The 13,298-nt window shown below is 40.2% G+C and carries 9 protein-coding genes; all 9 read right to left on the bottom strand.

Going from position 1 to position 13,298, the window contains the following annotated elements; all coding sequences use genetic code 11:
- Window positions 1–21: 21 nt before the first annotated feature.
- Window positions 22–1,755, bottom strand: coding sequence for an efflux RND transporter periplasmic adaptor subunit (locus CWD91_RS18135; RefSeq protein WP_103442397.1), 1,734 nt, complete (start codon window positions 1,753–1,755; stop codon window positions 22–24).
- A 90-nt stretch (window positions 1,756–1,845) separates the two neighbouring features.
- Window positions 1,846–4,347, bottom strand: a complete 2,502-nt coding sequence (locus CWD91_RS18130) for a heavy metal translocating P-type ATPase (protein ID WP_103442396.1) — start codon at window positions 4,345–4,347, stop codon at window positions 1,846–1,848.
- Window positions 4,348–4,417: 70 nt separating this feature from the next.
- Window positions 4,418–4,975, bottom strand: coding sequence for a helix-turn-helix domain-containing protein (locus CWD91_RS18125; protein WP_103442395.1), 558 nt, complete (start codon window positions 4,973–4,975; stop codon window positions 4,418–4,420).
- 29 nt (window positions 4,976–5,004) lie between these two features.
- Window positions 5,005–5,589 carry a DUF3347 domain-containing protein gene (locus CWD91_RS18120; protein ID WP_103442394.1) on the bottom strand — a complete coding sequence of 195 codons (585 nt, stop codon included), beginning with the start codon at window positions 5,587–5,589 and terminating at the stop codon, window positions 5,005–5,007.
- Window positions 5,590–5,662: 73 nt separating this feature from the next.
- Entirely contained in the window at window positions 5,663–6,883 is a 1,221-nt protein-coding gene (locus CWD91_RS18115) for a TolC family protein (protein WP_103442393.1), read from the bottom strand.
- Window positions 6,880–10,632, bottom strand: coding sequence for an efflux RND transporter permease subunit (locus CWD91_RS18110; RefSeq protein ID WP_103442392.1), 3,753 nt, complete (start codon window positions 10,630–10,632; stop codon window positions 6,880–6,882). Before CWD91_RS18110 ends, CWD91_RS18115 begins: the two co-directional genes overlap by 4 nt.
- 131 nt (window positions 10,633–10,763) lie before the next feature.
- Window positions 10,764–11,180, bottom strand: a complete 417-nt coding sequence (locus CWD91_RS18105; protein WP_103442391.1) for an HYC_CC_PP family protein — start codon at window positions 11,178–11,180, stop codon at window positions 10,764–10,766.
- Window positions 11,181–11,348: 168 nt separating this feature from the next.
- Window positions 11,349–12,149 (bottom strand): alpha/beta hydrolase, encoded by an 801-nt coding sequence (locus CWD91_RS18100; protein WP_103442390.1) that lies wholly within the window; start codon window positions 12,147–12,149, stop codon window positions 11,349–11,351.
- Window positions 12,150–12,158: 9 nt separating this feature from the next.
- Window positions 12,159–13,277 (bottom strand): alcohol dehydrogenase catalytic domain-containing protein, encoded by a 1,119-nt coding sequence (locus CWD91_RS18095; protein ID WP_103442532.1) that lies wholly within the window; start codon window positions 13,275–13,277, stop codon window positions 12,159–12,161.
- Window positions 13,278–13,298 lie beyond the last annotated feature (21 nt).

Genomic DNA, 13,298 nt, shown 5'->3' with positions numbered 1-13,298 from the left:
AGGTTTCCCTCATTTTTTCACTTACCGAATCGAATCTATAATACTTCCACAGCTCATCATTTGCTCACCATAATAAGGGTTGCGAATTTCTTTTTGGTTGCTAAGCCAAAATGCCCCCTTATTATTATCTGCCATTGGACATTTTTGAATATATAATTTTAATGAAAACCCTTCCGTATTTTTGGCCAGAGGGACGAAATTTTGATTTAGTATAACAAAGTGTGAGCGTTGGTTATCCAAGTTGGGGTTATCGCCTATGGCATCTAGCATTTGTATACTCTTGGTTAGATGAGTTTTTTCCATTTTGCCCAGTCCATTCAAGTTTATCGTTTTTAGTTTTTGGGAAGTAGATTTTGCATAAACAGCAACCTGCTTTGAATTACTTTCTACAAAGGCGTCCTTCATATTAAGATAATGATCAATAGCAGCCTTAAAACTTTCCTGAAATGGTTGGGGCAATACCATTTTCATTACAGTTGCTTCCGTTTCAGTTGTTATCTTGTCCTTATTCATCATGGATTTTTTACCTTGTAACTGTGCTGCTGCATCGACGGTAAATGTACCATTGGTTACGATTTCATCGCCAATCTCCAAACCGGAAACAACCATAAAATCATCTCCATTTCTATTGCCAAGAGTAATTTCCCTCATTTCAAATACAGGTTCATTGGGATTGGTCTTAATGTAAACCAATGAACGCTCGCCTGTCCAAAGGACGGCACTTTGTGGAACAACTATAGTTTCATTTCCATCATTGGTAATCCCGTTTACCTTTCCTTGAACAAACATCCCGGGCTTAAATAGGTTCTCTTTATTTGGCAGTACGGCACGAATCACTATCGTTCGTGATGCCATATTTAAGATGGGATCTATAAAGGATATTTTAGCGGTAAATTCCTTATTAGGATAGGCATTTACAGAAATTTTGACTTCTTGTCCTTCCTTAAGGTCCGAAATCTGGCTTTCATAGGCATCAAAAACTGCCCAGACAGTATTTAAATTGGCGGCTTTAAATATGGGATGACCATCTGTAATGTGATCGCCTACTTTAATATTTATGTCTGTTACTACGCCAGATACGTGTGAATAAATAGTAAATTCTGTTATAATTTCACCCGTTTTCAAGACTTCATCCAATTGAGCAGCGTGAATCTTCCAATTTTTAAATTTATTTCTAACCGCTTCATATAATCTGGGTTGAGTACCCCTCATTTTGTAAGCCGTTATTAACTCCTGTTGAGCGCTCACCAAGGCTGGTGAATAAACTTTAGCAACCGCTTGCCCTTTTTTAACCAGCTCTCCAGGATAAGTGACGTATAAATTTTCTATCCTCCCACTATAGTGGGCAGGTAAGGTGGAGGTTTCTTCCTCATTTTGCATTATTTTACCAGAAAGAAGTAGGGTATTGTCTTCCATACGTGATCCACCAACCAATGTTGTTTGAATATTGGCCAAGGCCATTGCATTCTTGGTCATTTTTATTTCGTTCAGGGCAAGTCCGTCAGCACTTGTATCCACAGGGATCAATTCCATACCACAAATTGGACAGTCCCCAGGTTCCGGTTGCATAATCTGTGGGTGCATAGAGCAAGTCCATGTTTGTGAAAGGGATTCTTCGGTATGGTCGTGCCCATCCGAAATGTTGGTGTTCTCCGGGGCTGTTTGGGAATTTCCCGTTGATCCACCAAAAATGAGATAACCTACAAGTACACCTGCAATCAGGGCTATCCCAATATATAAAACGTTTTTATTCATGATATTTAATTCAGGTATTATTTATAGCTTTCCGATCTGTTTATCATCTTGCATTTTGGTTCCAATTTTTTTTGGAAAATTCAGAATTATTTAAGAAATAGATTTAGTTCTTAACCGTAGTGCATTCGCGATAACGGAAACAGAGCTAAAACTCATGGCCAATGCCGCAATCATGGGAGAAAGCAGAATTCCAAAGAATGGATATAGCACTCCTGCGGCAATAGGGATACCCAAAGTGTTATAAATAAGTGCAAAGAATAAGTTTTGTTTTATATTCTTCATTACGCCATCACTTAGGTTACGGGCCTTTACAATTCCGTGCAGATCGCCTTTTACCAATGTAATGGCCGCACTTTCAATGGCCACGTCAGTTCCTGTTCCCATAGCAATACCCACATCACTTTTGGCCAATGCCGGTGCATCGTTGATACCATCGCCCGCCATGGCAACCACCTTACCTTGTTTCTGTAATTTCTCTACTTCATGCAGTTTATTTTCAGGAAGCATCCCAGCCTTAAAATCGGCCAAATTAAGTTCTCTGGCTACCGCTTGGGCGGTATCGTGGTTATCTCCAGTAAGCATTATAACCTTAATGCCCCTATACTGTAATTCCTTTATAGCTTTGGCAGTTGTTGCTTTAATTCTATCGCTTATTACTACGAACCCCACTGTTGCACCTTCTATGGATAAATAAGATACTGTTTTGCCCTGTTTTTGATAGGTCTGTATTTCATTCACCATTTCAGTCGACAGTTGGGCATTGGCTTTTTCCATCATTTTGGCATTGCCCAGAGCTGTATTTTTGCCGTTTACATTTCCTTCCACACCTTTACCGGTTATGGCAATGAAACTATCCGCTTTCAAAAATTTAGTTTTCTGCTCCTTACCATACTTTATTGTGGCTTCGGCGAGTGGGTGTTCGCTAAGACTGTTAAGGGAAACGATGTATTGAAGCACTTCCTGCTCGGAATGAGAATCTCCAAAGGCACCTACTTTTTCTACGGTAGGCTTTCCTTCTGTGAGGGTTCCTGTTTTGTCTACAATAAGAACATCAACCTTGTCCATCTTTTCCAGGGCCTCGGCATTCTTTATGAGCACTCCGTTCTGGGCGCCTTTACCTACCCCTACCATTACGGACATTGGTGTGGCCAAGCCCAAAGCACAGGGACAGGCAATGATCAATACTGCAATTGCATTTACTAAAGCATAAACATAGGCGGGTTCAGGACCCCATAAGGCCCATACTCCAAAAGTGATAACGGCTATAATTACGACAATAGGAACAAAATACCCCGAAACGGTATCGGCCAATTTTTGAATAGGTGCACGGCTTCTACTGGCATTGTTCACCATTTGTATGATCTGTGCCAATAAAGTATCCGAACCCACTTTTTCAGCTTTCATTAGAAAGGATTGATTGCCGTTTATGGTGCCACTACTTATCCTATCCCCTAGAACTTTATTTACTGGAATAGGCTCCCCTGTAATCATAGATTCATCAATGGAGGTTTGACCTTCGTCAATTACACCATCCACAGGAATTTTATCCCCTGGTCTTACCCTAAGGATGTCTCCTATTTGTATATTATCTATGGAAACTTCCTGCTCTTTCCCATCAACAACTTTAATGGCCTTGTTGGGAGCAAGCTTTAGGAGCTCCTTTACGGCCGAATTGGTCTTACTATGGGCACGTGCTTCCAACATTTGTCCCATTAGCACAAGGGTAAGGATAACTGTAGCAGCTTCAAAATAAACATGTACCGTACCCGCCCCTGTCTTAAATTGTTCCGGGAAAAAGTCGGGAACCAGCATTCCGAATACACTGAACAACCACGCTACACCGGCACCTATGCCAATAAGGGTAAACATATTTAGATTCCAAGTCTTTATGCTTCTATACGCCCTTTCAAAAAACATCCAAGTGGCATAGAAAACTACTGGTAGGGATAACGCGAACTGTACCCAATTCCAGTATTTCAAATCCAGAATATCATATAATGGATTATTGTGCCACATCTCGCCCATGGCAATTATGAAAATGGGAAGCGTAAATGCGGTTGCGATCCAAAATTTCTTAAGTAATTTTTTATAGGATTTTTCCTCTGCGGATAGATCAGCTTCCATAGGTACCAAGTCCATTCCACAAATTGGGCAACTTCCAGGTTGGTCACTAATTATTTCTGGATGCATGGGACAAGTAAATTGAGTTGCTGAACTTGTAGTTAGTTTCCGCTCCTCTACTAGGTCCATGCCACATACAGGGCAGTCGCCAGGTTGGTCATAGGTCTTATCACCCTCGCAGTGCATTGGACAGTAAAACGTTCCCGTGCCCTTTCCTTTTGGTTTTTCTTGCTTTTTTTCTTCGTGATGGTGATGCTCTCCTAGTTTATGGATGCTGTATCGCCCACCATCATTTTTTAAAGTAGCTTGAAAGGTATCAATAGTAATATGTGTCTCCATTTCAATGATAGCTTCCGCCCTTTCTAAATCGACCTTTACTTTTGAAACACCTGCAATTTTAGAAAGTGTTTCTTCTACGTGACTTTTACATCCGTTACAGGTCATTCCATGTATGTGATAGGTGTGTTTCATAATTATTTAATATTATAAATCAAAATTAAACAACGGTCGTATGTTTCTTTTTCACAATTCTGATTCTTATTTATACAATTTGGTCCAACGACTTTCTATCCCAATCTTGTAGGCTTTTATAATCAGACATGGACATGCCTGTGCTACTTTTAAACTGTTTGGCCAAATGGCTGCTGTTTTTATAATTGAGACTATACGCTATTTCAGAAAAATTTAGTTGGCCTAATTGAATAAGTTCCTTCACTTTTTCCATTTTTAGACTGATGGTATATTTTTCCAATGTTACTCCTTCATGTCTACTAAATAGTTTACTTAAGGCTGTTTCCGTTTTACCAATATCTTCAGCTAAAATTTTAAACAAATCCTCTGTTTCTCCTAATTCAATTTTATGAATAAGCTTAACTTTTATTAATTCCACCAATGTATCCGCTTCATTTTTTATTATTTCAAAACCTACCTTGGCCAGTGCCCTATTTAGATTTTCAATATTGCTATTTTTCCCTTTAGTAGCAACTACCTTTCCTAATTCCACTGACTCTACGATGTAATTTTCGGCATTTAAAATGGTCAAAACCGAAGCAATACAACGGTTACAAACCATGTTTTTTATGTGTATAACTTCCTTCATTTTTTAGACAGTTCATTAATGGCCTTATCTTAATTTAGCTCTTTCTGCACTTTTCCACAAGACAACATTTTACTGCCATAATAAGGATTCTTTATCTCTTTACTGGCACTCAGCCAAGCTGTACCCTTATCGTACATGGGGCAGAACTGCTCATACAATTTTGTATTTGCTCCTGTGATGGCTACCATTTCTGTAACGTCCTTGCTCAAAACTTTGAAATGCTCTCGTTGAAGTTCTATGGGGCTTTCTGCAATTTGATCAGCGTGTTCCATGGCCTCTTCTATGATGTCCTGTAATTCTACTTGTTCCGTATCGGAATAGGTGGAGGTATCAAAATTGTCCAATATGGCAAGTAACTTTTTACTTGTACTGGCAGCTGAGTCCGTATCATCGGCTACAAGTGCCTCCTTGAGGGATAAATATCCATTTACCACAGCAATTGCTTTTTCATCCTTCGCAATATTTTTTGTAATATCTTGTGAGGTGGCAGCCTCTTGGTTTATTTCATTACTTATTGGCGCGGTCGATTCTTTTTTGTTTTCGTCCTTACAGGAAGAAAGGGATATTATTAAAATCGCTGCAATTGTTAGGGTAATATTTACATTTCTTTTCATTGCTTTTGGTTTTAAAAGTTTCAGTATTAAAATTAATTTAGTAATTGATAATCAATTGATTGATACAGTATTTTTATTGATTTGTTAGATAATTTATTACGGCCATTTGCCCAAAATAGGCTTTAACGGCCTCTATTTCGTTTATCTGAAAATTCAGCTGTAATTCCTGAATGTCCAGTACATCATTAAAATCGATGGTACCCGTCCCATAATTTTTCATTAGGATTTCTTCGGCATTCTTGGCCTGTTGTAAATTAATCCGTTGGGTATTAAATTTAATACGCGCCTCATTGCGGCCCGACTCTGCCTTTGCCAATGCGGATTGGAGCAGATTAATGCGCTCGTTTTTTAGCAATTCTGTTTCCTTTATGCGCATTTCATTTTGCTTGGACACCGATTTAATACGATTGTTGAAAATAGGGATAGAGAAAGTTACCATGGGCATCACAATATCTTTCCCATTATCGTCAAAACTCATGTCCGGTCTTTCCTGAATGGGAATGTAATCCAGTCCAAAACCAATATTGGGAGCCCCATCCTTTTTATTGAGCAATTCTGATTGGACTATGGATTCAAGCAATTCATCATACTTCAAGATTTCAGGGTTAAGTTCCAATCCATTCCCTAAGTAAATAGGGTCCTCCAAGGGAAGGGTCATTTCAGGAACAACATCAATATATATGGTATCCTTTCTATTCAAAAGATTATTGAAGATAGTTTTTTCGGCAAAATAATCCTGATCCAAAATTGCCCTTTGTTGTCTCATTTCATTTTGCCGTATTTGTAATTTCAATACATCAACGGCCGTGGCCTTGCCAACTTCCACCGAGGTCAATGCCAATTGCTCATAGGTCTTCAGTAATTGGATGTTCTTGTCCAGCACCTTTTGCCTAGCTTCAATGACATACAATTGGTAATAAGATTGGGCTACAGCCAATGCCAATTTACGTTTGGCGATAGCCATTTCTACATAATCTACATTGGACATGGACACAGCATAATTTTGTCGGGCCGTTATGGTCCCGAACCAAGGCAACATCTGTGTTATTGAAAACCTGGCACGCTGTGCGCCTGTGCGAGTTTCTGGTTCACTTATAAAATAGCCTGCACTCACTGTGGTGTTGGGAAGGGTATTTACCTCGTTTACCTTCTCTTGGGCAATACTGTATTTAAGATCAAAGGCCTGTATCTGTGGATTATTTATCTCTGCCTCCTGAATATAGGATTGTAGATCCTGTGCTGGGACCCCTGTGAAGACCATTAAAAGACAGATGATGAATATTATATTTTTCATTTGTTTGCTCGTTTTAATTGAAATTCCTTTTTCCAGCTGTACAATACCGGCACAATAAAATAGGATGTGATATCTATGACCATCCCACCGAAAATGGGGATTGCCATAGGGATCATAATGTCACTGCCCTTTCCAGTCGAGGTCATCACAGGTAAGAGGGCAAGGATTGTAGTGACTGTTGTCATTAAACAGGGTCTAATGCGCTTCTCGGCCGCCCCTATAGCGGCCATTCGAATTCCGTTTTTATCCGTTGGATTTTCACGTTCAAAAGTTTGTGTTAGGTAGGTGGCCATGACTACCCCATCATCTGTGGCTATACCAAAGAGTGCAATAAATCCTACCCATACAGCCACACTTAAATTGATGGTTTTCATGTTGAACAGATCCCTTAGATTTTCTCCTAGAAAACTAAAGTTTAAAAACCAGTCTTGCCCATAGAGCCATATCATGATGAATCCGCCAGCAAAAGCCACCGCAATTCCTGTAAATACCATTAGGGAGGTTGCTACAGATCTAAACTGAAAATAGAGGATTAAAAAGATGATCAATAATGCCATAGGAACTACAATGGAAAGTGTTTTTTCTGCCCGTAATTGGTTTTCGTAAGTTCCTGTAAATTGATAATTAATTCCCTTTGGAACCACTAGTTCACCGCTATCTATTTTTCCCTTGATTATGGCCTGTGCATTTTCCACAACGTTTACCTCAGCAAAGCCATCAAGTTTGTCGAACAATACATACCCTACCAAAAAAATATCCTCACTTTTGATGACTTGTGGCCCTTGTTCATATCTAATATTTACCAATTGGCCCAAGGGAACTGGACTTCCCTTTTCAACTGGGACATAGATGTTTTCAAGGTCTGTTGGATTGTTCCGTAATTCCCTTGGATAACGTACCCTTATAGCGTAACGTTCCCTGCCTTCCACAGTCTGGGTTAAGGGCATTCCGCCCACGGCTACCTGCAAAATTTCCTGTACATCCATTATAGATATGCCATAACGAGCAAGCTGATTACGGTCAATGTCTATTAGTAAATAGGGCTTACCAACAATACGGTCTGCAAAAACGGCCTGTTCTTTTACACCATCCACCTGTTTAAGAATCTTTTCCAACTCCAGTCCAAAGGCTTCAATAGCCTGTAAATCTTGACCCTTCACTTTGATTCCCATTGGTGCCCGCATTCCCGTTTGCAACATCACCAAACGTGTTTCTATAGGTTGTAGTTTTGGTGCGGAAGTAACACCTGGAAGTTTTGTTACGAAAACAATTTCATTCCAGATATCGTCTGGCGAATTTATTTTTGGTCGCCAGTTTCTATAATATTCGCCATTATTGTCGGGAACAAGATCATCTCTTGTCGCCGTTGTTTGCAATTGGGACGCTGCATATTGTATGTCATCCTTCACTTCATTATTGGGATTAATAATAAAATTGCCATTTTTTAGTACAAACAGGCCATCCTTGTTCATTTGGTAACGCTGTCGGTCACCAGCTGAATTGCGCATGTATTCCGATTTGTACTGAATTACATTTTCGTACATGGAAAGCGGTGCGGGGTCCAAGGCAGAATCTGTGCGTCCGGATTTACCCACGACGGTTTCAATTTCCGGGATACTGGCAACGGCCATATCCAGCTGCTGCAGTACGCGCTTATTCTCTTCTACCCCTGCATGAGGCAAGGAGGTAGGCATTAATAAAAATGAACCTTCGTTTAAGGCGGGCATAAATTCCTTGCCCGTATTTTTCATAATAATAAATCCAAATGTCAAAACCGTTGTTGGAATGATCAGGAAGATTAATTTATTAGCCAAAGCCCATTGTAGAATACGGGAATAATAATTTCTAAAAATTGTAAAAGTACCCAAAAGACCAAAACAGATAATACTAACGAAAATCAGGTTCATTGGGATGCTTCGGTCAAAGCCCAGAGGCCTCCAATAGACCGCAAGTAGGAGTATAATTGCAACAACCGATATAATAATATTAATCAAATTTGCCCTTTTGGTTGAAATTTTCCCTTGAATACTCAAAAACGCGGTTGCAGCAAAAGCTATAAGAATAAGTCCCAGCCAATATCCGTAAAAAATTGCTGTGATACCTAATGCAACCATGACGGCATTAAGAAAATATTTTGAATTTATTTTGAGGTTGTTTTTCTTAAAGATTACTGCCGCAAAAGGGGGAATTAAAAACAGAGCTATAATCAGTGAGGCAGTAAGCGCCATGGTTTTAGTGAAAGCCAAGGGACGGAAAAGTTTCCCTTCCGCACCTATCATTGTAAAGACGGGCAAAAAACTAATAATAGTGGTAAGTACAGCGGTTAAAATGGCACCTGAAACCTCCGATGTAGCATTATAAACAATTTCGTTGATCGTGTATTCTTTTCCATTCTCGCTATATCGCAATTTCTCATCTTCCAAATGTCTTATCATATTTTCCGCGAGAATCACCCCTACATCAACCATAGTCCCGATCGCTATGGCAATACCCGAAAGGGCAACAATGTTGGCGTCCACGTTAAAAAGTTTCATGCTAACAAAAACCATTAAAACGGCTACTGGCAATAAACCGGAAATAAGAATGGAAGCCCTTAAGTTGAATATCATTACAACAATGACCAGGATAGTAATCAGAATTTCCAAGGTCAACGCTTCATTCAGTGTCCCCAAGGTTTCATGTATCAATTCCGTTCTATCGTAGAAGGGTACAATGGTCACTTGTGAAATTCTGCCATCTTTCAATTGCTTGGAAGGTAATCCAGTAGCCAATTCCTCGATTTGCTTTTTAACATTGTTAATGACTTCCATGGGGTTTGAGCCATACCTTGCTACTACTACCCCACCAACGACCTCGGCCCCCTCCTTGTCCAATATGCCACGACGAGGGGCCGGCCCCATATGAACCTTTCCCAAGTCTTTAATGCGAAGGGATGTGAAGTTTTCAGAGGAAACCACAGCATTTTCTATATCCTCAATTGACTCTACGTAGCCGAGACCCCGTACCAAGTATTCGGCCTGATTAATTTCCAAGGTTTGTGCACCAATGTCCTGATTGGATTTTTTAACGGCGTTTACAATATCGCTAAGGCTTATATTGTACTGTCGCATAATTTCAGGATTTACGTCCACCTGATATTCCTTGACATATCCACCAATGGATGCCACTTCCGAAACACCGGATGCAGAAGAAAGTGCATACTTTACGAAATAGTCCTGAATACTTCGCAATTCCTGAAGATCCCACCCCCCGGTAACATTACCATCTTTGTCCCGACCTTCAAGGGTATACCAAAAAATCTGCCCCAGGCCAGTGGCATCCGGACCTAGAGCTGGATTTACATTGTCCGGCAAAAGTCCGCTAGGTAAGGAATTTAGTTTTTCCAAGATCCGACTGCGCGACCAATAGAATTCGATGTCTTCTTCAAAAATGATGTAGATACTGGAAAAACCGAACATGGAGGAGCTACGGATAGTCTTTACACCCGGGATTCCCAGGAGCGAGGAGGTAAGTGGATAGGTAATTTGATCCTCTATATCCTGCGGGGAGCGTCCTTCCCATTTGGTAAAAACTATTTGTTGATTTTCACCTATATCAGGTATTGCATCTACGGCTACCGGATCAGTGGGTAAAAAGCCTGTATCCCAATTAAAAGGTGCGTTCACAATGCCCCAGCCTACAAAAAGAGTAAGCATTAGAACTGCAACGAGTTTGTTTTCTATTAGAAATTTTATGCCTTTGTTCAGCATGGATTCTGGTAATTAGACAGTTATACATTTGTGTATTGATGGGCGTACAGAATATTGAACGCAACAAAAGTTGCCCATAACGGAAATACCGTTGGGCTATATCCCGATGGTTATCGGGAACTGTCCAAAAATCAAATTAAATATAACTCGTACAAAACCTGCACGTCCCGTTTGAGAAAGGGCGGTGAATAATCCTTGAAAGATTGGATGTTTTCATCAAAGCTCTCAAAAAGATTAATATAAGAGTAAAGGAAAGTAGCAACAAAAGTCTGCTGCTCAAAAGTAAGTTTATCCAATGATATCTTAAGGTCTTGATTTGCTTCCTTGACCAATTGGTGTTCAGTACAGCAAGATTTTGAGGTAATATTGGTTTCGCAATCTTGTAGGGGCTGTTCTATTTCCATGCCACAGCTATCGGCACTACTATAGAAAGAAAGATCTACCAAAGACGATCCACAATAATGCATGTCCATGGTAAACGACATTGTAGTAAACATAACTACAAATGCCATGGAAACCGCCAGTACCTTATGGAAGACTTTTTTCATCTAATGCAAAATTATCAAAAAATAATAAGATTAGGCCATATTAACATAAGATTAATCAAAATGCCATAACCTAATGTGCTGACTTTAGCATTCAAAATCCTTACAAAAAATGCATTGGTGTTGTTATAATCTTGGTAATGGAAGACAAAACAGAACTTCATTATTACATTAATCCCTTTGTTTATCAAAGAACCTTAAGGTTTGTTCCAAATGCTTTTGCCAATACGGCCATTCGTGACCACCTTCAAATTCTTCGTAGACGTGGGTAATATTCAATGCTGACATTTCCTGGTGTAAAATTCTATTGGCTTCCAGGAGATTATCATTAACTCCGCAATCGAACCTTATTGCCGGTAAGATTTTTTTGTTCTTTTGAAGAACATCAATAACATTGATATTCGTATTTTGAATAGCATATTTCTCTAATGGTTCTTCAACAAAATTGGTCATCTGCATAAACTTGGTAATGGCACTGTGGGCCGAAATAGCCTTAAATTTATGGGGGAATTGTCCCCCAAGCATCAATGCACCATATCCGCCCATAGACAATCCCCCAATACATAATGGAGAGTTTTTGGTTGCTCCGGCTATAGTTTCAATTATGGCCTCTGCAACATCGGATACGATCCATTGGGCAAAGTCTTTTTCCTTATGGGATAAGTAGCCAGAACCATCACCCCAAAGTCCGTCCGAAGGCATGGCAATAATCGCGGGACGAATATCGCCCTTATCCATTAATCGTTTGGCGGTAATATGCGCCCCTCCTTTCATGGCCCAGGCCCAAGAGCTACCGTAAACGCCATGTAAAAGGATATAGATGGGAAGATCGGTTAATTCTATTTCCAGCTCGGGTATAAACAGACAGATGTCTCCCCTACCCTTTAAATTGTTGGTTTTGATGGTTAAAAACCTTAGTCCAGCATTTTCAAACGCCTCGTCCGAAAGTTCAACGGTCCTAAACTTGCTCATGATGTAAATTTAATTGAAAACTATTACACCCTTGGCATTTTTACCCTCAAGCATATCATCCAGTGCCTGCTGTAAATCTTCAAGTTGATATTCCCGGGTAATCATCTGATCCAATTTTAAATCGCCCTTTTTGTATAATCGCATCAATTTTGGGAAATCTATTTCAGGCCGACATTTTCCATATAAGGGATTGATGTAAATCTTGTCCCATTCAAAGAGGCGCATATCAACAGTTATTTCTTCTTCAATCCCACTCACCTGAACCGCTGTTCCTGCGTTCCTGATCATAGCCAAAGGAGCAGCTCCCAAGGCAGGAATTGCAGTACATTCAAAAGCGTAATCGGCACCACGTCCATCAAATAATTGTTTAACTTTTATGGCCAATTGGTTTAGACCCTTGTCCGACTTGTCGGCCAACATAACATTCGTAGCCCCAAATTGTTTTGCCAATTCCAACTTTTGGGGATTAATATCCACAGCCACAATACTTCCTGCACCGGAAATTGCGCAAGCGTTGATGACATTTAATCCAACTCCTCCACAACCTAGTACTACTACTGAACTACCAGCCTTTAATTTTGCGGCATTTACCACGGAACCATAACCCGTCATCACCCCACAGCTAATAATACTTGCCGCCGAGAAATTTAGGTTGTCCTGGTCCACCTTGACCAGTGCGGATTCCTTGACCAAGGCGTACTCACTAAGAGTGCCTAAGTTGAATGACCGCTCTATAGGCTTGCCTTTCCAAAGGGTACCTTCCAAATGGGCATGGCTTGGAGTATATCCATTTCCACCCGCTACAACAGGCGAATTAATCTCACAAATATGCTGATTGCCTTCTTGACACTGGAAACACCTCATACAGGGTGTGGCCCAATTTAAGATGACCTGGTCCCCTTGCTTGAAATTTTTCACAGCCGAACCTGTTTTCTCCACTATTCCAGCTCCTTCGTGGCCAATGAGTACTGGTTTTCCCCAACTAAGGGAATCATAATCGGTATGGCAGAGACCGGCAGCTTTTATTTTCACCAATACCTCATTTTCCAATGGATCGCTGAGGGTAACCTGATCAATAATAAATTTGCCATCGCCGGTAGCAATGGCACTCTTGGATGTTATGGACATATTTTTTATTTTTTGCTTTTT

Origin of the sequence: Arenibacter hampyeongensis (genome assembly GCF_002909255.1) — a bacterium.
Taxonomy (GTDB): Bacteria; Bacteroidota; Bacteroidia; order Flavobacteriales; family Flavobacteriaceae; genus Arenibacter; species Arenibacter hampyeongensis.
The sequence above is the reverse complement of the archived record's forward strand: the minus strand, read 5'-3'. Positions and strand labels throughout refer to the sequence as shown.